At 59.2% G+C, this 21,956-nt stretch carries 21 protein-coding genes; 5 read left to right on the top strand and 16 right to left on the bottom strand.

Features of this window, described 5'->3' with window-relative positions:
* Window positions 1–72: 72 nt before the first annotated feature.
* The 12 genes from ACM6I0_RS15470 to ACM6I0_RS15525 all read right to left on the bottom strand — a co-directional run bounded on the left by ACM6I0_RS15470 (window position 73) and on the right by ACM6I0_RS15525 (window position 12,981).
* On the bottom strand, window positions 73–699 hold the full coding sequence (locus ACM6I0_RS15470) for an ABC-type transport auxiliary lipoprotein family protein (protein ID WP_285431435.1): 627 nt from the start codon (window positions 697–699) through the stop codon (window positions 73–75).
* A complete protein-coding gene (locus ACM6I0_RS15475; protein WP_285431436.1) occupies window positions 696–1,634 on the bottom strand; it encodes an MlaD family protein in 939 nt (312 codons plus the stop codon). Before ACM6I0_RS15475 ends, ACM6I0_RS15470 begins: the two co-directional genes overlap by 4 nt.
* Before the next feature lies 1 nt (window position 1,635).
* A complete protein-coding gene (locus tag ACM6I0_RS15480) occupies window positions 1,636–2,439 on the bottom strand; it encodes an ABC transporter ATP-binding protein (protein WP_222589178.1) in 804 nt (267 codons plus the stop codon).
* A complete protein-coding gene (locus ACM6I0_RS15485; RefSeq protein WP_414922738.1) occupies window positions 2,436–3,584 on the bottom strand; it encodes an MlaE family lipid ABC transporter permease subunit in 1,149 nt (382 codons plus the stop codon). The genes ACM6I0_RS15480 and ACM6I0_RS15485 overlap by 4 nt, the downstream gene beginning before the upstream one ends.
* Before the next feature lie 54 nt (window positions 3,585–3,638).
* The gene (locus ACM6I0_RS15490) at window positions 3,639–4,667 is read right to left on the bottom strand and encodes a DUF5924 family protein (protein WP_414922739.1); all 1,029 of its coding nucleotides are present in this window, start codon (window positions 4,665–4,667) and stop codon (window positions 3,639–3,641) included.
* 117 nt (window positions 4,668–4,784) lie between these two features.
* Window positions 4,785–6,173, bottom strand: coding sequence for a M16 family metallopeptidase (locus ACM6I0_RS15495; protein ID WP_285431441.1), 1,389 nt, complete (start codon window positions 6,171–6,173; stop codon window positions 4,785–4,787).
* A 121-nt stretch (window positions 6,174–6,294) separates the two neighbouring features.
* A complete protein-coding gene (locus ACM6I0_RS15500; RefSeq protein WP_414922740.1) occupies window positions 6,295–7,953 on the bottom strand; it encodes a Na/Pi cotransporter family protein in 1,659 nt (552 codons plus the stop codon).
* Window positions 7,954–8,236: 283 nt separating this feature from the next.
* Complete coding sequence (locus ACM6I0_RS15505) at window positions 8,237–8,869, bottom strand: hypothetical protein (RefSeq protein ID WP_285431443.1); 633 nt, start codon at window positions 8,867–8,869, stop codon at window positions 8,237–8,239.
* Window positions 8,869–10,026 carry a DUF2515 family protein gene (locus ACM6I0_RS15510; protein ID WP_285431445.1) on the bottom strand — a complete coding sequence of 386 codons (1,158 nt, stop codon included), beginning with the start codon at window positions 10,024–10,026 and terminating at the stop codon, window positions 8,869–8,871. The genes ACM6I0_RS15505 and ACM6I0_RS15510 overlap by 1 nt, the downstream gene beginning before the upstream one ends.
* Window positions 10,027–10,044: 18 nt before the next feature.
* On the bottom strand, window positions 10,045–10,542 hold the full coding sequence (locus ACM6I0_RS15515) for a PAAR domain-containing protein (protein ID WP_285431447.1): 498 nt from the start codon (window positions 10,540–10,542) through the stop codon (window positions 10,045–10,047).
* Window positions 10,543–10,823: 281 nt separating this feature from the next.
* Window positions 10,824–11,588, bottom strand: a complete 765-nt coding sequence (locus ACM6I0_RS15520; protein ID WP_222589173.1) for a TerC family protein — start codon at window positions 11,586–11,588, stop codon at window positions 10,824–10,826.
* An 85-nt stretch (window positions 11,589–11,673) separates the two neighbouring features.
* Complete coding sequence (locus tag ACM6I0_RS15525) at window positions 11,674–12,981, bottom strand: CitMHS family transporter (protein WP_090177490.1); 1,308 nt, start codon at window positions 12,979–12,981, stop codon at window positions 11,674–11,676.
* Between the two features lie 319 nt (window positions 12,982–13,300).
* Here ACM6I0_RS15525 and ACM6I0_RS15530 point away from each other — a divergent pair, with 319 nt between their 5' ends.
* Window positions 13,301–13,702: a GFA family protein gene (locus tag ACM6I0_RS15530; RefSeq protein WP_414922741.1), complete on the top strand. Its 402-nt coding sequence runs from the start codon at window positions 13,301–13,303 to the stop codon at window positions 13,700–13,702.
* Here the strand turns inward: ACM6I0_RS15530 and ACM6I0_RS15535 are convergent, their stop codons facing one another.
* Window positions 13,703–14,029 carry a DOPA 4,5-dioxygenase family protein gene (locus ACM6I0_RS15535; protein ID WP_285431452.1) on the bottom strand — a complete coding sequence of 109 codons (327 nt, stop codon included), beginning with the start codon at window positions 14,027–14,029 and terminating at the stop codon, window positions 13,703–13,705. It abuts the gene before it with no gap.
* Between the two features lie 82 nt (window positions 14,030–14,111).
* Here ACM6I0_RS15535 and ACM6I0_RS15540 point away from each other — a divergent pair, with 82 nt between their 5' ends.
* Window positions 14,112–14,783 (top strand): NAD(P)-dependent oxidoreductase, encoded by a 672-nt coding sequence (locus ACM6I0_RS15540; RefSeq protein WP_285431453.1) that lies wholly within the window; start codon window positions 14,112–14,114, stop codon window positions 14,781–14,783.
* Here ACM6I0_RS15540 and ACM6I0_RS15545 read toward each other — a convergent pair.
* Window positions 14,770–15,720 carry a choline sulfate utilization transcriptional regulator gene (locus ACM6I0_RS15545; protein WP_285431454.1) on the bottom strand — a complete coding sequence of 317 codons (951 nt, stop codon included), beginning with the start codon at window positions 15,718–15,720 and terminating at the stop codon, window positions 14,770–14,772. The genes ACM6I0_RS15540 and ACM6I0_RS15545 overlap by 14 nt on opposite strands.
* A 114-nt stretch (window positions 15,721–15,834) precedes the next feature.
* Between ACM6I0_RS15545 and betC the strand changes: the two genes are divergently transcribed.
* The 3 genes from betC (at window position 15,835) to ACM6I0_RS15560 (ending at window position 20,072) form a co-directional block, all read left to right on the top strand.
* Window positions 15,835–17,349 (top strand): choline-sulfatase, encoded by a 1,515-nt coding sequence (betC, locus tag ACM6I0_RS15550; RefSeq protein WP_414922742.1) that lies wholly within the window; start codon window positions 15,835–15,837, stop codon window positions 17,347–17,349.
* Window positions 17,350–17,365: 16 nt separating this feature from the next.
* On the top strand, window positions 17,366–18,286 hold the full coding sequence (gene choX / locus ACM6I0_RS15555; RefSeq protein WP_285431458.1) for a choline ABC transporter substrate-binding protein: 921 nt from the start codon (window positions 17,366–17,368) through the stop codon (window positions 18,284–18,286).
* Window positions 18,287–18,503: 217 nt separating this feature from the next.
* Window positions 18,504–20,072, top strand: coding sequence for a SulP family inorganic anion transporter (locus ACM6I0_RS15560; RefSeq protein WP_414922743.1), 1,569 nt, complete (start codon window positions 18,504–18,506; stop codon window positions 20,070–20,072).
* 49 nt (window positions 20,073–20,121) lie between these two features.
* Here the strand turns inward: ACM6I0_RS15560 and aroE are convergent, their stop codons facing one another.
* Together aroE and hemF are read right to left on the bottom strand one after the other, a co-directional pair.
* Window positions 20,122–20,943, bottom strand: coding sequence for a shikimate dehydrogenase (gene aroE, locus ACM6I0_RS15565; RefSeq protein WP_414922744.1), 822 nt, complete (start codon window positions 20,941–20,943; stop codon window positions 20,122–20,124).
* Between the two features lie 13 nt (window positions 20,944–20,956).
* A complete protein-coding gene (gene hemF, locus ACM6I0_RS15570; RefSeq protein WP_414922745.1) occupies window positions 20,957–21,871 on the bottom strand; it encodes an oxygen-dependent coproporphyrinogen oxidase in 915 nt (304 codons plus the stop codon).
* Between the last annotated feature and the right edge of the window lie 85 nt (window positions 21,872–21,956).

The following is a 21,956-nucleotide window of genomic DNA, read 5'->3' on the forward strand; positions in this document are numbered from 1 at the left end:
GGCGACGATGATGTCGACTGATAGTCCGCTATTGCGGGCAAGCCCGCTCCCACAGGGGGTTCTGTGGTGGATTCAGGGCTTTGGCGGCGGCGCGACTTTCTGGCCTTGCTCAACCGCCCAACTCACCACCTGCGCCGTCAGCTGATCACTGGCCTGGCCAAATCCCGCCACCACCGCCGGTACCTGCACATCGCTCAACGGTTGGCGCACTTCGAAGCGACGGCTGGCGAGGATCCGCTGGTCATACCCGCGCACCAGCAACGCATCCAGACGCACGACCACACTGGCCGCCGTGCCTTGATACTCCGTCTGGAAGGCCTGCAGATTGCCGCCCAATTCCAGATCAGCCTGGAAGTTGCTGTCATCGGTGCTCAACAACGGCACCCGACCATCACGCTGGAAACCATCGAGCAGGCGATTGCGCAACAGGACCGGCGCCGGATCGCTCCAGCGTGACGCCTTGTAGCTGCTGAGCAGGTCGCCCTGAGGGATAACCGCGATGTTCGGGCTGTTCAAGGCCTGGCTGGCCTGAGGCTTGGCCAGGCGCAGCGACCAGCGTAGCGGCGCGCCGTGGCTGGCCGCTGCGCTGCCCTGGGACGCGGGCAAGCGATAGACATCGGACGGCTCGGACTTTGGCAGGATCGAACAGGAGCTGACCCAGGTGAAGCTGGCGAGGAGGGCGAGGTGCGCAAACTTCATGGCGTGAATTCCTTGTTCTTGTCATCACCCAGCAGATAACCGCTGGGGTTTGCTTGCAGGCGTTGGGAGATGGCCCGCAATGCCGTCAGGGTATCGCGCAGTTCACGCACCGCTGGCGCCAGGCCATTGAGGCCCTGCATCCCGCTGTTGAGCGAATCCTGATTGGTCGTGAGGAGGGTGTTGATGGTCGCGCTGCTTTGCTCCAGCGATTTCATCGCCTGCTCGGCGCTGCCGAACATCTGCTTGCCCTGATCATTGAGCAGGCCATTGGCGTTGCGCATCAGCGCTGACGTCTGTTCGAGCATGCCACCGGCTTGCTTGCCGACCGACGCCAGTTGCTGCATCGCCTGACGAATATCACCGCGTTGATCGGCGATGGTGCCGGTGGTTTGCTCCAGATGCTCAAGCGTCTTGCTGACGCGCTCGACGTTGTCAGGAGAAAACATCTGATTGGCGTTATGCATCAGCGCGCTCACGCCTGCCATCAAGTCATTGCTGTCGTTCATCAAGCGCGCGATGGGCGAGGGCGACGCAACAATCGTTGGCAAATGACCGTCCTTGCCCCTCAGCGTCGGGCTTTGCGGTGTGCCACCGCTGAGCTGGATGATCGACGTCCCCGTGATCCCGGTCAGCGCCAACTTGGCCTGGGTGTCCTCCTTGATCGGCGTATCACCCCCCAGGCGAATCCGCGCCAACACCCGACGCGGGTCTTTCGGGTCCAGGCGCAACGTCACCACGTCGCCAACCTTGATCCCGCTGTACTGCACCGCACTGCCCTTGGACAGGCCGCTGACCGCCTCATTGAAGACGATCTCGTAATCCTTGAACTCGGTATCGACGCTGGACTTGGCCAGCCACAGACCGAAGAGCAGGGCGCCTGCCACCACCAGCACGGTGAACAGGCCGATCAATACATGATGGGCTCGGGTTTCCATGTCAGACCTCTTTCAACTGTTGAGCGGCCGTCAGCGCCGCGCGGCCGCGAGGGCCATGGAAGTATTCGTGAATCCACGCGTCGTCGGTTTCCGACACCTTGTCGATGGCGTCCGCCACCAGCACTTTTTTCTGCGCCAGCACCGCCACACGGTCGGTGATGGTGTAGAGCGTGTCGAGGTCGTGGGTGACCAGAAACACGCTCAATCCCAAGGCATCACGCAGGGTCAGGATCAATTGATCGAACGCCGCAGCGCCAATCGGGTCGAGGCCGGCGGTAGGCTCGTCGAGAAACAGGATGTCCGGGTCCAGCGCCAGCGCCCGGGCCAGCGCCGCACGCTTGATCATGCCGCCGGACAGCGAAGCAGGGTACTTGTCGGCCGCCGACAGCGGCAGACCGGCCAATGCGAGCTTGACCGCCGCCAAATGCTCGGCGTCTTCACGGCTCAGACCGGCGTGTTCGATCAAGGGCAGGGCGACGTTTTCGGTCACGGTCAGCGAAGAGAACAGGGCGCCTTTCTGGAACAATACGCCGAAACGCCGTTCGACCAGTGAGCGCTCGTGTTCGGACAGGGTTGGCAGGTTCTTGCCAAAGACTTTCACCACCCCCTCACTGGGCTGACGCAAGCCGACGATACTGCGCAGCAACACCGATTTGCCGCTGCCGGAACCGCCGACCACGGCGAGGATTTCACCCTTGTACAAATCGAGGTCAAGGTTTTCGTGCACGCTCTGGCTGCCAAAGCGATTGCACAGGCCACGGACTTCGATCACCGCCTCGGAAGGCGCGCGCGGTTGTCGACTCACCAGCCCATCTCCATGAAAAACAATGCGGCCACGGCGTCGAGCACGATCACCACGAAAATCGACTGCACCACGCTCGACGTGGTGTGCGCACCGACAGATTCAGCACTGCCGCTGACTTTGAAGCCTTCAAGACAACCAATCGAGGCAATCAGGAAGGCGAAGATCGGCGCTTTGACGATCCCCACCAGAAAGTGCTGAACGCCAATGTCCGATTGCAGCAGCGAAAGGAACATCGCCGGCGAGATATCCAGCGACACGGCGCACACCACACCGCCACCGACAATGCCTGAGAGCATCGCCAGAAAAGTCAGCATCGGTAGCGAAAACAGCAAGGCCAATACGCGCGGCACCACCAGCAACTCCACTGGGTCGAGACCCAGCGTGCGGATGGCGTCGATTTCTTCATTGGCTTTCATCGAGCCGATCTGCGCAGTGAACGCACTGGCGGTGCGCCCGGCCATCAGGATCGCGGTCAGCAATACACCGAATTCGCGCAGGAAGGAGAAGGCCACGAGGTCCACGGTGAAAATGCTGGCGCCGAAACTGGCCAACACCGTAGCCCCAAGAAACGCCACCACGGCGCCGACCAGAAAGGTCAACAGGGCAACGATGGGCGCGGCGTCGAGGCCGGTCTGTTCGATGTGCGCGACCATCGGCGTGATACGCCAGCGCGCGGGGCGAAACAGATTGCGCGCGATGGTTTCAAGAATCAGGCCGACGAAACCCAGCAGTTGCAGGGTGTCCTGCCAGACCGCATCGACGGCGCGACCAATGCGTGTCAGCAGTTGAATGCCGACGCTGATTTCCGGTTCCTTGAGCGGCACGCAGAAATCGGTGAGCGAGCAATAAACCGTCTGCAACAAGGCACGGTCGGCAGAGGAAAGCGTGCAATCGGGATGCTCGGCGGACCGGCCCAGGCGCTCGGAGCCGAGTAATTCCACCAGCAGCGATGCCCCGGCAGTGTCGAGGGCACCGAGGCCGTTGAGGTCGATGTGCGTGCTGTCGTCGTACTGGCCACGGAGCTTTTCGCTCAGTTGCTTGAGATCGGCGTAATGGGCGAGCGTCCAGTCACCCGTAACCCGCAGTTGAGCAGGGGAGTGAGAGGCGTCTAGTCGGGCATTGCCGGCCATTGTGCTACTGGTCATAAGCTCCGTGCTTGTTCGGCTGATACGCAGGTCTACGTAATAGCACGAACCGGATTAGTTTTCTTTGATCGGTGTGCTGTCCGTGATCTCGAAGCGCAGCACCCCGATCAACTGGCCGTCTTCGGTCAGCACCCGAACCTGCCATTTACCCGCCGGGTTGCCAGGGAAGTTCTGCTTGTGGGTCCAGGCCCGATAGCCTTCCTTTCGCCCGCCGTGGATGTCCAGGGCGATGCGGTCGACCTCTTTGCCGTTGAACATCCACACGTGATAAATCCGTTCATCCAGACCGCGTGGAGCGTTGATCGCGGTGTAGGCGTACAGGCCATCTCCGCGGATCTGCTCGGCGCTGACCTCATCAAGGCTCTTGCCTGGCGTGCGGTCTTGCAGCTGCGTGCTGATCGCCACGTCGGTCATCCACAGCGTCGCCGGCGGCACCCACGAACGCAGCACCCAGCCAACGCCACCGATGCCCACGGTAATGCTCAGAATCGCCAACGCGTTGCGCACGGTCCGTATCGGGAAAATCGACGCCAGGCTCGGGAACGACAGCACGACGGAGATACCCAGCGCCAGTTTGAAACTCTGGGAGGTGGTCAGGTGCATGATGACGGGCAGGGCGGTGAGCAGCGCAGCAAACAGCGTCAGGGTGTGCAGCGCCAGGAACGCCCAGCGTCGGGGCGCCAGCCATTTGTAGTAGAGCGGGTCGATGATGGAAATCAGCGCCGCAATCCCCAGCATCCCGGTAAAAAACAACTGACCGCTGTTCCAGGTGGTGGTGATGAAAAAGAATGGCAGGACGAAGAACAGACTTTCCTGGTGGATCATCTGCGTCGCGTAGCGCAGCAAAGGCTGGGGGATTTCGCGTTTGAAGATTCTGGTGAAGAGCTGGGTCAGGCTGTTTTCCAACATCAGCCAGATCCAGCTGAGCACCATGATGATGGTGATCCACGTCGCCAGGCTCTGTTGGCGATCCACCAGAATGAAACTGCCGACCCCGGAGATAAAACCGCCGAGCGCAATGACGCCTGGATAGCGCTTCATCAATTCCAGGATGCGCTGTACGAATAGGGTCAGAGTCGGCATTCGGCGATTCACAATAGTCGTGGGAAAAATCCTCGACAGACTACCGCCCGCGGGGCGGTGTGGCGAGGTTCGCAATCCAGACCCGCCCCCCCTTGTAGCCACCGCCGAAGGCAGCGGTTATTCGGTTGGTGGAGCCCTTCGGTGCATGCGCCAGCCCAGCACCATCAACACGATAAGGCCAAACACGCCGGCAATCGCCCACATCAACTGGTCATAGCTCATCAGTGGCTTCTCGATCCGCAAGTAGCCCGGCTGCATCAGCAACTCACGCATCGCTTTGTTCGCTTCTTCCAGCGTCACGCCTTGCAGCTCCTTGGCCGGGTCAGCGAAACGTCCGTCCTCGTAGTCTCCCAGCGCACTCCAATAGTAATCGGCCAGTGCGCTGTTTCCTTGAACGGCCCAGGCCTGGCGAGCGATCGCGGCCTGTTTCAGCCGGTTGAAGGTGTTAGCGTTCAGGCCGTCCCTGAGCATTCCGGCCTTCAAGTCTTCCAGCACTTGTTTGGCTTCAGGCACGTCGTCGCGTTCCAGGTCTGCGTTCAGGCTCATGAAACCCACCCCGCCAAACAGCTCGCGCTCAGCGGAAGGGCCATAAGACAAACTGTGGCCCAGGCGCAATTTGCGATAGAGCGCCCAGTCCAGATACTCCTTGAGCAAATCGAAGGTTTCGTCATGCAGGTCCTCCAGCACCGGCTCCGGAACCAGCCAGTGCAGCTTGGCGCCCCCCCCGACGAACCCATTGTTCAGCGTTCGCTCGTGGGCAGCACTGGCCTGGATTTGCGGCAGGGCCAAGTGATCGGTCGGGTCGACAGCCGCAAGTTCGCCATACGAGCGCTCCAGATAGGCTGGCAACAGGCGGTCGAGTTCGCCAACGACGATCAGCGTCATGTTGTTGGGCGCATACCAGGCCTTGCGCACTTTCTCCAACTGTTCACGGGTCAGGTGATCGACTTGGGCCCGCTCCGGGCATTTGAGGCCCAGTTCCACCGCCAGTTGATTACTCGCCGTGTGGCCCAGGTCCTGACGATCCAGCCAACGTTGCAGGTGCGAGTAATGGCCGCCGTCTTCGCGCTCGACCACCAGTTTGGCCGCGTTGATGGCGTTGTCATCGATTCGGGTCTGAGTCAGGAGCGCCAGCAGCAGGTCGAGGACCTTGCGCTGATTTTTCGCCGGGGCTTCGATGGTGAATGTGGTGTCGGCGTTGCTGGTGAAAGCGTTCCACTCACCGCCCAATGCCTGCATGCGTTCTTCCAGACCGCCTTCGCCGGTGGCATCGATGCCGCTGAACAGCAAATGCTCAAGCAGATGCGGCAGCTCCTTGTCGGCGCAGCTGAAATCATCCAGGCCAACGCCGACCACCAGACGTATCGCCACATGCCCGCGCTCGGTGCCGGGCTTGAGCAGCAATTGCAGGCCGTTGGGCAGCGTATAGCCTTCGACCTGAAAGCGATCCAGGGCAAACGACGGCAATGAACCCAGCAAAAGAAAGGCGAACAACAGACAACGCATAAAAGGCTTCCAGGCAACCAATCGGAGATCCGTGTCGTCCTTCAGGCCGCTATCGCGGGTTGCCCACGAAGACGGCCTTGAGGCTGAACCACTGTAACTGACTGACCACACTGCCAGACGTTCAAGGCGAATGCGTAATGTCAGCCAAATCGTCGACGACGAGTGCGCCAGTGTCAGACGTTTCCAGCACCACATAAGCGCTGCTGCAGAACAACGAATTCCAGCGCTTCATGTCGGAAATCAGTTCCAGGTGTAACGAACTGGTCTCGATACTTTGTACGATCTTACGTTGCAACCGGCTGACATGCGCATGGGCCAGGCGGCGTTCCTGTGCGCGAAAGCGACGTTTCTCACGCAGTAACTGGCGGGCACTTTCCTTGTCGGCACTGAGGAACACCGACAACCCCAAGCGCAGGTTAGAGATTAGCTGAGTGTGCAATCCCGCAAGCTCTTCCAGGCCGACCTCGGAAAAAGACCGGCGCTGCGAGGTTTTCTGCTGCTGGACCTTGCGCAACATGCGCTCGATCAGATCGCTGGCAAGTTTGAGGTTGATCGCCAGTTCGATGATTTCTGCCCAGCGCCGACTGTCTTGATCGCTGAGGTCCTCACGAGGCATCTGCGCCAGATAGAGCTTGATCGCACTGTAGAGCGCTTCGACATCATCGGTCAGCCGTCGCATTTCCTGGGTGATAGCGCTCTGTTTACCGCGCAGCACGTCGAGCATGGCTTCAAGCATGTTGTCGATCAGATCGCCAATGCGCAGGGTTTCCCGGGCGGCGTTGGCCAGTGCCAGGCTCGGCGTGACCAGGGCCGTGAGATCAAGGTGCCGCGGTTTGGCCGTGCCGTTGAGTTCCGGGCGCTCCGGCAGCAGCCACGCACAAAGCCTGGCCATCGGGCCGACGCTGGGCAACAGGATCAGGCATCGCGCGGTGTTGTAGAGCAGGTGGAAGCCAATGACCATTTCCTGAGGGCTGAAATCCAGGCTGTCGATCCAGTGCACCAGCGGATCGAGTACCGGAATAATCAGCAGCAGGCCGATCAGCTTGTACAACAGGCTGCCCAGCGCCACCTGACGGCCGGCGGCGTTTTGCATGCTGGTGCTGAGGAACGCCAGGATCCCGCTGCCGATATTGGCACCAATCACCAGACCAATAGCCACTGGCAGACTGATCACCCCAGCGCCGGCCAGCGTTGCCGTCAGCAGGACGGCGGCCAGGCTGGAATAGGAGATCATCGCGAACATCGCGCCAACCAGGGCATCGAGCAGAATGTCGCCAGTCAGTGAGGCGAAAATCACCTTCACGCCCTGCGCATGAGTGATGGGCGCGGCAGATTCGACAATCAATTGCAGCGCCAGAATGATCAGGCCCAAGCCAATACCGACGCGGCCCATCTGCCCCAGCCGCGTCTGTTTGCGTGACAGAAAGAAAATCACCCCGAGGAAGATCAGCAACGGCGACAGCCACGACAAGTCGAACGTCAGCACCCTCGCCATCAGCGCCGTGCCGACGTCGGCGCCGAGCATGGTCGCCAGGGCCGGCGTCAGCGCCATCAGGCCTTGGCCAACAAAGGAAGTGACGAGCATGGCGGTGGCGTTACTGCTCTGGACCATCGCGGTCACGACGATCCCGGAGATGAATGCCAGCCAGCGTTTGGACATGTTCTGGCCGATGACATGGCGCAGATTGGAGCCGTAGACCCGCAAGATGCCGGTTCGGACGATGTGCGTGCCCCAGATCAACAAGGCCACGGCGGATAACAAATTGAGCAGGGTGAGCATAAGGGCCCCCTGTGGTGGTAGCGCCCCAGAGGGGCAAGTTGACGGTGCCGCGCGACGTTCTACGTTCTGTACTTAAGCTGTAGTTGGCTAACGGTCTGCGCGCCAGCATCGCACAGCTAAAGAAGCGATTGAAACAAAACTGTCATGAAAACAGGTTGATGCGGATGTGAAAAAGGGGCCGGAGGTTTCAGCCATCATATGCATAGGTGCTTCAATGCCAGGCCTGTGATGAGAGAACATGCTCCCGCGTGGCTGCGCAGCAGTCTTAACATTGAAAGAGTGTTCAATCGCTGAAGTGATCTTCTCCTAGCCCCACATCGATCAGATACCTGGCTGTCTCGGGGTTTCTTTCGTCGCAGCGGGCATAGCATTTAATGTGAAGGATCAAGCTGTACTTGTGCGGAATTAACAGAATGAGGCCATCCGGTTGATCAAAAAGTTTGGCCTGAAGTCGCTGTTTGTCTTCTGCGCTTTCTGTTCTCAGCCAATCGTTGCCTTCCACCGCCTCCGGACTCCAACCGGCCTGTCTAAACATATTTTGCAGGTTTTGAAAAAGCTCTACAGCTTGCCCAAAAGGCAAAGTTTCCAGCATCGGAGAAGTGGATAGGGTTATCGCTTTGAATTCGGACCACCCAATCGCACCAAACTTTGTCGCAGGCAATGTGAATCCATGTTGATTATCATCAAACGTGATAATTACTGGCTTGCTGATCCAGGTCGAGCTTGGATGGGGTGGGTCGCTGGGATAGACAGCGGTTTCGTTCTTTACAGGAAATGTCGAATCGCGCACCACATCGTCGTAACTTTTACCAATGTGGAAGGAAATTTGTTCCGGACCACGGCTGAAATAAAAAGCTGCAGTTACCGTCACCAACGCAACAGCGGTAGAAAATAAGTAGATATTTCGCTTCCGCATCACTTGATGCCCCCGCCGCGTGCAATGTCAGCAATGGACTGTTTTAACTTTGCTCGAGAGGCTGGCTCATTAAGCAACATGTCAAACTGAGTGGCGGCACGCAGGACAAACTCCATCCTTTGGTTCTTGTCGGCGAGGTTGGCAAGCGGATTACTACCGAAAGCAACCTTCCTGTTGTCAGGCGCTTTGCATTGACTAGCTAGGGTAAGCTGGATTTCCTCAGCTGCCCCAGGCAACAAACCTGTTACGACTGAAATGACATCGCCTCCATGAGTGCCCCGCATGAGCATCGCGAAGTGATTTTCGTCGTACATTGCTGGTTGAAGGATATTTACTTGTTCATGAGTTGCCATCCGCTCGACGCTATCCTTGATCTTTCCTTCGTCGATGGCTTTGAACGTTGCGTAGATCTCCGGGCTGTCCGCACCAAACTCCACCTTCCCTGCAATCGGCCACATCACGTCTTTCACAATGCCACGACGGCTCTTCAAGCACTTCTCCATTTCCTTATAGCCCCGCACCATAAAAAACCGATGCAACGGATAAACATCCAGAAATAGCGAGGTGTTACCAAGGGCCAGCATTTCATACACGTAGTCCAACTGCTGCTGAACAGCGGAACGGGAGTTGTCGCCGAAGGTAATATCCTCAGTGGGAAGAGGATTGGCCGCTTTGGCGTTCGCTAATTCTTTCTCGATTTCAGGATCAGTCTTACTGAGCTTGAACCCGAAACCTTCAAAAATGGTTTCCGATTTACCTGTCCGCAACTTCTCCTGCGCAGCCTTCTGCGCCGCAATAGCCGTTTGCAATTTAGTGGCATGAATCAACCCACACCCCACCTGCTTCGAAGCAAACGCCGCCAACCCCGCCCACTGAAACCGGTTATCCGCCAACCACAACTGCGCGTAGGCCGCGTTGATCTTGCGGTTGCGAGCTTGCGGGTCGGCAATCAACACGCCGCCCGGTGCGACCCATTCTTCGGCTTCTTTCTGAAACCTGCGCCACAGACAGTTACAGGTCAGCAATGGCACTTCGACACGGGTTTTCGGGTTGGGGCCACCCTTGGTGGTTTCGCGCTTGCAGACGGGGAGTTCGCAGGTGCTGTCCCATAGTTTCTTCATGTCCAGGTCGTCTGGGGCCATGCATTGTCCGGTCATTTCATTCTTCCTTGAGGGTCAGACGGTCCAGCGAACGACGGCGAGGTCGGGTTGCAGGGTGACAACGCTTTGGGTCATGCCCTCAGCGTTGGTCTGGCCTTTGACGATGCGGCCTTCGGCGGTTTCGATTTCGTAGTCTTGTTGGGCAATCGGTTCGCCATTGCCAGCACTGACGGCTTTGAATTCGACCAGGGGTTGGCCAATGATCGGCAGGGGCGGAATGAAGGGCGCGGGGGTGTGAGAGCTGCCAATGATAACGTTGCCGGAACCGCCGATCACTACGCCACCATGGCTCGTGGTGCTGTCGAGGGTCATGGCGTTCAGGCCGTTGATGAACACCGTCGAAGAAAATCCGCCGTTCAAAGTCTGGCCGCAGGTGCATTTGTCGCTGACCCGAGCGGCCGCAAGACCGTTGAAAAAGACATCGGGAGAACCGCTGGCAATCGGGTTGGTGCCGTGGCCGGGGAGGGGGCAGGTGGTGGGGTCGGTGAGACGTGCAGCCGGTTTTCCTGACATATGCATTCCTTGTCATTGTCGTTTGAAGCGAGCGAGGGACGCTAACCACCATAGCTCGGTGAGTCAACCGTTGAACAATCGTCGTGAAGAATTCGCAATCGAGTGCTGGATAAACTGAATCCGCCAGGGCAATCCCAGCGCAAAAAAATGTGGGAGCGAGCTTGCTCGCGATAGCGGCCTCTCAGTCAACATCAATGTTGAATGTAATGGCCCTATCGCGAGCAAGCTCGCTCCCACAGGTTTTGTGCACTGACTGACACCAGCCAGTGCACGGGTTCGGATTATTGCCCCGGAATGTCCTTGCGCAGTTTCACCGGCTCCTGCTGCTTTTTCTTCGCCATCGCGGTGCGCATCTTGATGTTGATCGCTTCAACCGCCAGCGAGAACGCCATGGCGAAGTAGACGTAGCCTTTTGGCACGTGCACGTCGAACGACTCGGCAATCAGCACCGTACCGACGATCAACAGGAACGACAGCGCCAGCATCTTCAACGACGGGTGCTTGTCGATGAACGCGCTGATGGTGCCGGACGCCCACATCATCACCAGCACGGCAACGATGATCGCCGCGACCATGACCGGAACGTAGGAGACCATGCCGACAGCGGTGATCACCGAGTCCAGCGAGAACACGATGTCGATGATCGCGATCTGAATGATGGTGTAGAAGAAGTTGCCGCCCTTGCCGCCCGGCTCCTCATTGCTTTCGTCTTCGCCTTCGAGCGCGTGGTACATCTCTTGCGAGCTCTTCCACAACAGGAACAGGCCACCGAAGAACAGGATCAGGTCACGCCCGGAAATGCCTTGGCCAAACACTTCGAACAGGTCGGCGGTCAGGCGCATGACCCAGGTGATCGACAGCAGCAACAGGATCCGCGTGACCATGGCCAGCGCCAGGCCGAAAATCCGCGTGCGCTGTTGCATGTGTTTGGGCATGCGGCTGACCAGGATCGAAATCATGATGATGTTATCGATACCCAGGACGATTTCCAGGGCGGTCAGGGTAAAGAAGGCAACCCAGATTTCAGGGTTGGTCAGCCATTCCATGTGTATTCCTTTGAGCGAGTGTTAAACCATAAAGGGCCCGGGCTTCAAACCGCAAAGCCTGGACCCGATACGGTGAGTCTTGGGCTTATAGAGTGCTGAACAGCGGAAAGATCCCCATCAGCAATGCTGCAACCAGTATGCACATGCAGACCAGCACCGCCCATTTCAGGGTGAAGCGCTGATGGTCACCAAAATCGATACCGGCCAGGGCCACCAACAGATAGGTCGACGGTACCAGCGGGCTCAACAAGTGGACGGGCTGACCAACAATCGAGGCACGTGCCATTTCAACCGCGGTTATACCGTAGTGACTGGCTGCTTCGGCAAGTACCGGTAACACGCCGTAATAAAATGCGTCGTTCGACATGAAAAACGTAAACGGCATGCTCACCAGCGCGGTGATCACGGCCAGGTACGGGCCGAGGAAATCCGGGATAACCGCCAGCAGGCTTTTCGACATGGCGTCGACCATGCCGGTGCCCGAAAGGATACCGGTGAAGATACCGGCAGCGAAGATCAAACCGACTACCGCCAGCACGCTACCGGCATGGGCCGCGACGCGGTCTTTCTGCTGTTGCAGGCATGGATAGTTGACGATCATCGCGATACTGAACGCCACCATGAACAGCACGGGCAGCGGCAACAGGCCGGCAATCAGGGTGCACATCAATGCGAACGTCAGGGCACCGTTGAACCAGATCAGCTTTGGACGACGGGCATCCGGGAACTGCGAAACGCTGATTTCACTGTGGTCGACTTCTTCGCCCACCAGGTGCAGTTCACCCAGACGCGCACGTTCACGTTTGCCGTAGAAGTAGGCGATCAGGAGGATGGCCACCACGCCGGCGGCCATTGCCGGAATCATCGGCACGAAGATGTCGGAAGGGTCCACATGCAGCGCACTGGCCGCACGGGCCGTCGGGCCGCCCCATGGGGTCATGTTCATCACGCCACCGGCGAGAATGATCAGACCGGCCATGATTCGCGGGCTCATGCCGATGCGGCTGTAGAGCGGCAACATGGCCGCCACGCAGATCATGTAAGTGGTCGCGCCGTCACCATCGAGGGAGACGACGAGCGCCAGTACGGCGGTGCCGACCGAAACTTTCAACGGGTCGCCCTTGACCAGTTTGAGGATCTTGCGCACAGCCGGGTCGAACAGGCCGGAGTCGATCATCAGGGCGAAATACAGAATGGCGAACATCAGCATCACGCCGGTCGGCGCGAGTTTGGTGATGCCTTCGAGCATCATCGGGCCGATCTTCGGCGCAAAACCACCGAACAGCGCGAAAACGATCGGGATGATGATCAGGGCGATCAGCGCGGACAGGCGCTTGGTCATGATCAGGAACATGAACGTGATGACCATGGCAAAGCCAAGGAAAGTCAGCATAGGAGTACTCCAGGCATAGCGCGGCTAGGGAATGGGCGAACCGGGTGGGGTCAGCGCAGAACGGGAAGCGCGAGGCGTATGGACGGAGTGACAGCGAAGCGGCGGGTAGCAAAGGACATCAGGATCACCATTGTTGTTGTTAAATGGACCGTGCGAGCAATCAAACACGCGCGTTGGCCAACCGGTCTGTTGCCGGCAGTGGGGGCGATCCTAATCGGGGAAGCTTTCAGCCAGCTTTCGCCGACGAAAGCATTGACCGGATGCGCAACCGGTCGTCGGACAGGGCTTATGTCCCGGAATACGGGACAGGAGGAGAAAAATGGATGACATTCATTCGGGCGGCTGTCACTGCGGACATCTGCGCTATCAATTCAACGGGCCGCTGCACGACATCGCCCACTGCCATTGTTCAATTTGCCGGCGGGTCAGCGGCGGGATCGTGACCACCTGGATCACCGTGCCCTCATCGGCGTTCCAATGGATGAAAGGGACGCCGGCGCAGTACGCGTCCTCGACCAGCTGCGTACGCTATTTCTGCCCAACGTGTGGGGCGCAACTGGCACTGGTATCACGCCTCAGCCCGGAAACTATCGACGTGACCATCGCCACCTTCGACCACCCGGAGCAAGCACCGGCCGAGCGGCACATCTGGACGGACAGCCAATTGCCCTGGCTGCACCTGGACGAACACTTGCCCGGCGAAGCGCAAGAAAGCCTCTGATCAAAAAACGGACAGGTCCAGCGGACGGACCGCGCCCATCCAGATCGCGTGCTCGGTATGGTCCAGCAAGTCGTCACCCGTGTCAGGGTGCAGGAACACCACCAACCCCTGGCGATTGAGCGCCAGCCAGGGCAGCACGTCGCCGAGCAATTCCGGGCCAAACGCCAGCTGGCAGCTCCAGTCCGGGTGCGGACCGACGGGGCGCTCATGCACGCGCCCCATCTTCAACGGGAACAGTTGCGCCGCTCGCTCACAGACATCCCGCGCCCGCTCGATGCTGTCGGCGTCAAAATAGACATGGGCGTGATAACCCTTGATCTGCTGCATCTCAATCCCTCTGAAACCCTTTCGAACCCTCACCGTTCCCCACAGGTCACACGCCATATACGTAGAAAACAAGGAATCAGCCATGAAAAATGCCGAAACCCCCGTAGTGAAAGTGGTGCTCTATGGTGCCATGAGTAGCCTGGGCAGTGCGCTGATGGCTGAAATGCTGCGACGCCAGCATGAAGTCATCGCGATTCTGGACGACCTGACGGCGCTCGCGCCTCGCCCGGGTTTGCGCACCAAGACCGGTGACCTGTTTGAGGCTGAACGGGTGAAGCAAAGCGTTGCAGGCAGTTCAGCGGTTATCTGTTTGCTCGACGCGCCAGGGCTGCCGTTCAACAGCGACAGTGTGGAAAAGACCATCGTCCCGGGCCCAGTCGAGCAAGTGCTGGCCGTGGATGCGCTGATCGACGGTATGCAGGCTGCGAGTATTTCCCGGCTGTTTCTGGTGGGAGATTTCGAAGTACTGGACGATCTTGAGACTGAAGATCGCCTGCAACGCCATGCCGCCGAAGAGATCCGCGAAGCACTGCAAAGCAGTGCATTGCACTGGACGCTGGTGAACGCGCCGCGTGGGGTGCCCGGACTGACCATCGAACATTTCAGCCACGTCAGCAGCAGCCTGGAACCGGGCCTGGCCGAACCGCTTGAACGGTTGAACCGCGTCGCCGTCGGCATTGCCGATGAGCTTCAGCTGAACCTGCACGTTCGCGAGCACGTCAATTTCGTCGCGGTGGACGCTAAACAGCGATAGACGGCAACGCCAGGCCGGTAAGCGATTGCGCACTGCTGGCTTGCTCCGCCATCAACCAATCGACAAATTGTTGAATCAACGCCCCCCGCCGTTTGCGTTGAGGCAACACCACGTAATAGCCGAGCCTGGAAATCACCGTGTCTGCAATCGGCCGGCACAACAAACCTTGTGCCAGCAAGTTATCCACAAGGTGACGCCAGCCGATCGCCACGCCTTGGCCGCCAATCGCGGCCTGAATCAACAGCGTGTAATTATCGAAACGCAATTGCCCCGGCGCAGGCGCTGAAGTGATGCCCAGCTCGCGAAACACGCCGCTCCAATCGAACCAGTTACTGCTGTTTTCTCCGCGCAAATGCAGCAGCGGAAATTCCAGCAATGATTGAGCGGGCAAGGGCAGGGGACGATCCTTCAACAACAGCGGGCTGCACACCGGAAACACTTCTTCGCTGAACAACCAATGGCTTTCGCCCTGTTTGAAGCGCCCGTCGCCGAACAGCACCGCCACGTCGATATCGGTGCGCAGCATGTTGTGGTTGCGCTCGCTGGTGACCAGGCTCACATCCACTTGAGGATTGGCGGCATGAAAGCGGTGTAATCGCGGCATCAGCCAATACGCGGCAAAAGCGAAGTCGGTGGCGACCTGCAAAACCTCGTGTTGCTGTTGTGCGGTTATCGCGCTCAATCCTGCGTCGATATTCTGCAAACCGAGCTGAACCTGCTCGAAAAGAATGGCCCCGGCTTCCGTAAGTTCAATACCGCGATAGATACGGTCGAACAGCCGTGTGCCGAGTTGTTCTTCCAACCGCTTGATCTGCTGGCTGATGGCCGGTTGCGTGGTGCCAAGCTCCACGGCGGCCGCGGTGAAACTTCGCTGACGGGCGGCGGATTCAAAAGCGCGAAGCAAATCCAGCGACAAATCACCAAGGGCGTCATACATAAGCTCTGCTTATCCTAGTCATTGCCGTGCATGGGCTTTACCACAACAAGCATGGACTCCATGCTCGATTGCAGCACTCTCGCATAAATATTCACTATGGAATGCCGCGATCACATGAAGCGCAAGAATATTCTTTTCATCATGGCCGATCAGATGGCCGCGCCAATGTTGCCGTTCTACGGCCCTTCGCCCATCAAACTGCCTAATTTGAGCCGCCTCGCCGCCGAAGGCGTGGTGTTCGACGCTGCCTATTGCAACAGCCCGCTGTGCGCGCCATCGCGCTTCACGCTGGTCAGCGGTCAATTGCCGAGCAAGATCGGCGCTTACGACAACGCGGCTGATTTTCCCGCCGATGTACCGACCTATGCCCACTACCTGCGTCGCCTCGGCTACCGCACCGCGCTCTCGGGCAAGATGCACTTTTGCGGCCCGGACCAACTCCACGGTTATGAAGAACGTTTGACCAGCGACATTTACCCGGCCGACTACGGTTGGGCCGTGAATTGGGATGAACCGGACGTCCGTCCGACCTGGTATCACAACATGTCGTCGGTGCTGCAAGCCGGGCCGTGCGTGCGCACCAATCAGCTGGATTTCGATGAAGAGGTGGTGTTCAAGGCCCAGCAATACCTGTTCGATCACATCCGTGAGGATGGCGATCAGCCGTTTTGCCTGACCGTGTCGATGACACACCCACACGACCCGTACACCATTCCCAAGGCTTTCTGGGACCTGTACGACGATGCCGACATCCCGTTGCCTGAAACACCTGCGCAGGCCGAGCTCGACCCGCACTCTCAGCGCTTGCTCAAGGTTTACGACCTGTGGGACAAGCCGCTGCCTGTGGATAAGATTCGCGACGCGCGACGCGCTTACTTCGGTGCTTGCAGTTATATCGACAGCAACGTCGGCAAACTCCTGCAAACACTCGAAGAAACGGGGTTGATTGATGACACGATCATTGTCTTCTCTGGCGATCACGGCGACATGCTTGGCGAGCGCGGCCTCTGGTACAAAATGCATTGGTTCGAAATGGCCGCGCGAGTGCCTTTGCTGATCAGTGCGCCGGGGCAATTCGGGGCTGGCCGGGTCAGCGCGTCCGTTTCCACCGCTGACCTGCTGCCCACCTTCGTGGAACTGGCCGGCGGTTCGCTGGAGCCAGGCCTGCCGCTGGACGGCCGCTCGCTGGTACCGCATCTGCAAGGGCAGGGCGGTCACGACGAAGTGTTCGGCGAATACATGGCCGAGGGCACCATCAGTCCTTTGATGATGATTCGTCGCGGCGCCTACAAATTCATCTACAGCGAAGTCGACCCTTGCCTACTCTTCGACGTACACAATGACCCGCGCGAGCAAGAAGAACTCAGCCAATCGCCGCAGCATCGGCAGCTGTTCGAGGATTTTCTCGCCCAAGCCCGTGCCAAATGGGACATCCCGGCCATTCACCAACAGGTGCTCGCCAGCCAGCGACGCCGGCGTTTCGTCGCCGATGCGTTGACCATCGGCAAGCTGAAGAGCTGGGATCACCAGCCGCTGGTGGACGCCAGTCAGCAGTACATGCGCAACCACATCGACCTCGATGACCTGGAGCGCAAAGCACGTTATCCACAACCCTGCCAAAACCAATAATGTTAAGGGGAAGTCCATGCAAAAGTTATCCACAGTACTGACGGTCGGGCTTTTGGCTCTGGGCAGCGCATCGGTCTACGCCGACCAAAGCTGCGACACGGTGAAAATGGCCGACCCTGGCTGGAGCGACATCGCCGCGACCAACGCCATCACCGGGTTTCTGCTGGACGGCATGGGCTACAAGGCCAAGGTCGATACCCTTGCGGTGCCGATCACCTTTGGCGGGTTGAAGGATGGCCAGGTGGATGTGTTCCTGGGTAACTGGATGCCGGCGCAGCAGGGGTTCTACGACAAGTTCGTGGCCACCGGCGATGTCACGCAACTCGCCAAGAACCTCGACGGCACCGAGTTCACGCTGGCAGTCCCGGATTACGTGTGGGACGCGGGTGTGCATAACTTTTCCGACCTGAACAAGTTTGCCGACAAGTTCGACAAGAAGATCTACGGCATCGGCTCCGGCGCCCCGGCGAACATTTCGCTGCAAGAGATCATCAAGAAGAATGATTTCGACATGGGTCAATGGAAATTGGTCGAATCCAGCGAGCAGGCGATGCTCGCCGAAGTGTCTCGCGCGGTGAAGAAACAGAAATTCGTGACCTTCCTCGGCTGGACCCCGCACCCGATGAACGTGCAGTTGAAAATGCATTACCTGAAGGGCGGCGAGAAGTATTTCGGCGACACTGGCAGCGTCCACACGCTGACGCGCAAAGGTTATGCACAGGCCTGTCCGAACGTTGGCAAGTTACTGACGAACCTGAGTTTCACTCAGGAGATGGAAAACAGCATCATGGCCGAGGTGGTGAACAAGAAAGTCAGCAATGCCGATGCGGCCAAAGCGTGGATCAAGGCGAACCCGGCCGTGCTCGACAAGTGGCTTGACGGCGTGAAGACCGTGGATGGAAAGGATGCGTTGACGGCAGTAAAAGCCAAGCTTTAACCCCAGCCGCTGATCGTTCCCACGTCGAGGCGTCGAACCGTCTGCGTGGGAATGCATCCCGTGACGCTCCGCGTCACATTCCGAAGCAGACGCAGAGCGTCCATGGCGGCATTCCGACGCAGAGCGTGGGAACGATCAGTCGGTTCGACGCCACGACGTGGGAACGATCTTTGTCTGGTGCTGATACCCTTACGTAAACTCCCATCCGAGAGGATCCATGGCCTTTCCCAGCCGCCATTCACTCTTCCCCTTCCTTTCCTGGTTGCCCCGGCAAACCCGCGCCAGTGTCGGCCGCGACCTGATCGTCGGCCTCAGTGGCGCCATTCTCGCGTTGCCGCAATCCATTGCCTACGCACTGATCGCCGGTCTCCCGCCCGAATACGGCCTCTATGCCGCGATCATCCCGGTGTTGATCGCCTGCCTGTGGGGTTCGTCGTGGCATTTGATCTGCGGTCCGACGGCGGCCATTTCCATTGTCCTGTACGCGAGCGTCAGCCCACTGGCGGTTCCAGCGACACAGGATTACGTGACATTGATCCTGTTGCTGACCTTTCTGGCCGGTATTTTCCAGTGGCTCCTGGGTTTGCTGCGGTTTGGCGCACTGGTGAATTTCGTCTCGCACTCGGTGGTGCTGGGTTTCACCCTCGGCGCGGCGGTGGTGATTGCCATCGGCCAACTGCCGAACCTGCTGGGGCTGGACCTGCCCAATCAAGCCACGGCGTTAAATAGCCTGACGATGCTGTTGAGTCATCTCGGCGCGATGGACAAGCCTTCACTGGTACTGGGCGTGGCGACGGTCGTGGTGGGCGTGATCCTGAAAATGCTGCTGCCACGCTGGCCGACACTGCTGATCACCTTGGTGTTGAGCGGACTGCTGGTGTGGGTTTGGCCATCGATGTTCGGTCATGTGAAATTGGTCAGCGCGTTTGTCGGGCGACTGCCGCCGTTCAGCCCGCTGCCGCTGGACCTGGATCTTATCCTGCGCCTGCTGCCCAGCGCCGTGGCCGTCGGAATGCTCGGGTTGGTGACGAGCCTGTCGATTGCCCGTTCCTTGTCGGCGCGCTCTCAGCAATTGCTCGACGCCAATCAGGAAGTCCGCGCCCAGGGATTATCGAACATTGTCGGTGCGTTCTTTTCCGGATCACTGTCGGCCGGCTCCTTCACCCGTTCGGGCCTGAGCTACGAAGCGGGTGCGTGCTCACCGTTGGCTGGTGTCTTTTCGGCCATGTGGGTGGCGCTGTTCGCGATCTTCGGCGCGGTGCTGATCGCACACATTCCGATCCCGGCAATGGCAGGCAGTATTTTGCTGATCGCCTGGGGCCTGGTGGATCATCGCGGCATTCGCGCGTTGTTGCGGGTCAGTCGCGCCGAGTTCCTGGTGATGGCGCTGACCTGTGTCGCCACGCTGCTGCTGGAGTTGCAGACGGCGATTTACGCCGGGGTGCTGGCGTCCTTGTTCTTCTATCTCAAACGCACTTCGCAGCCGCGCGTGCAGCATTGGCGCGAAGGCGATGAAGATATTCTGCAGGTCGGCGGGTCGATCTTTTTCGGCGCCAGCCATTACCTGCAAGTACGTCTGCAACGCATGCACGGCGCGCGGGTCGTGATCGAGGCGCAGCAGATCAACTTTATCGACTATTCGGGGGTGGAAATGCTGCACCAGGAAGCGCGACGGCTTCTACGCCAGGATCGCAGCCTGACCCTGCGTGGCGCTCGGCCACCGGTGATAGAAGAACTGAGAAAGCTCGAAGGCGCGGAGAAATGCCCGATCCGGTTTGAGGATTGATCCGTCATGGCGCAAATCCCCTGTGGGAGCAAGCTCGCTCCTACAGTAGTTACAGGGCGAGTTGCCGGCGAAGTTCGGCCAGCACCGGCGCCGTGTCCGGGCGCACGCCGCGCCACAGGAAGAAGGCTTCCGCCGCTTGTTCAGCCAGCATGCCCAAGCCGTCCATCGACACTGCCGCGCCGTGTTCACTGGCCCAACGACAGAACGAAGTCGGCTCTTTGCCGTACATCATGTCGTAGCACACCGTTTTGCCCGCTTCGATCAGGCTGCTGGCAATCGGCGGCACATCACCCGACAAACTCGCCGATGTCGCATTGATGATCAGGTCCACCGGCTCGCGCAACCAGTCAAAGCCACTGGCCGACACCGGCCCCAAGTCGCAGAACAGCTCCGCCAGCAGCTCGGCTTTTTCCACCGTGCGGTTGGCGATGATTACCGACGCCGGCTGCTCCGCCAGCAGCGGTTCCAACGCACCACGCACCGCGCCGCCAGCACCGAGCAACAGGATGCGTTTACCCTTGAGGCTGAAACCGGCGTTGACGGTCAAGTCGCGCACCAGCCCGGCACCGTCAGTGTTGTCACCGAGCAGCGTGCCATCGTCGAGTTTGCTCAAGGTGTTTACCGCGCCAGCCCGCTGTGCCCGTTGCGTCAGGCTATCGGCCAGGCGAAAGGCATCTTCCTTGAACGGCACCGTGACATTCGCCCCACGACCTTCGAGGAAAAATGCCCGGGCGAAGCCGGAAAAATCGTCGAGCGGCGCCAGCGAAGTGCTGTAGTCCAGTTCCTGAGCGGTTTGCTCGGCAAACAAACGGTGAATCAGCGGCGACTTGCTGTGGCCAATCGGGTTACCGAATACGACGTAACGGTCCATCAGAACTCCTCGTTCAGGCTTCGGCCAACCAATCGCGATCTTGCAGGAAGTAGTCGGTCAGGCGTGCTTCTTCGCTACCAGGCTCGGCTTTCCAGTCGTAGCTCCAGCGCACTTGCGGCGGCAGCGACATGAGGATCGACTCGGTGCGCCCGCCCGATTGCAGGCCGAACAGCGTGCCACGGTCGTAAACCAGGTTGAACTCGACGTAGCGCCCGCGACGGAATTCCTGGAATTCACGCTGCTTGGCAGTGAAGGGATCCTTTTTGCGGCGCTGCATGATCGGCAGGTAGGCGTCGATGTAGGCGTCACCGATGGCGCGCATGAAGGCGAAACTGGTGTCGAAGTCCCACTCGTTCAAGTCATCGAAGAACAGACCGCCGATGCCGCGCGGCTCGTGACGGTGCTTGATGTGGAAGTAGCTGTCACACCAGGCTTTGTAACGCGGGTAGACGTCCGGACCGAACGGCGCACATGCCTGCTCGGCGACTCGGTGCCAGTGCACGCAGTCATCGACGTTGCCGTAATAAGGGGTCAGGTCGAAGCCGCCGCCGAACCACCAGACCGGCTCTTCACCTTCTTTTTCCGCGATGAAAAAGCGCACATTGGCGTGGGAAGTCGGCACGTGTGGGTTGTGCGGGTGAATCACCAGCGACACGCCCAGGGCTTCGAAGCCACGCCCGGCCAGTTCTGGTCGATGAGCGCTGGCGGACGGTGGAAGGCCGCTGCCAAAGACGTGGGAAAAGTTGACGCCGCCCTTTTCGATCACTGCGCCGTTTTCGATCACTCGCGTGCGACCACCGCCACCAGCAGGCCGGGCCCAGGCGTCTTCGACGAAGTGCGTGCCGCCGTCTTCGGCTTCCAGGGCTGCGCAAATGCGGTCTTGCAGGTCGAGCAGGTAGGCTTTTACGGCCTCGGTGCGGGTCGTCATGTCATCACCTTGAATCGGGCAAAGCTACGCGGCGCTCCATCGGAACGGGGGCCGGCGCAAATGGGCGCGTAGCATAACATCGCAG

This window comes from Pseudomonas sp. IT-P294, from assembly GCF_949767865.1.
Classification (GTDB): domain Bacteria; phylum Pseudomonadota; class Gammaproteobacteria; order Pseudomonadales; family Pseudomonadaceae; genus Aquipseudomonas.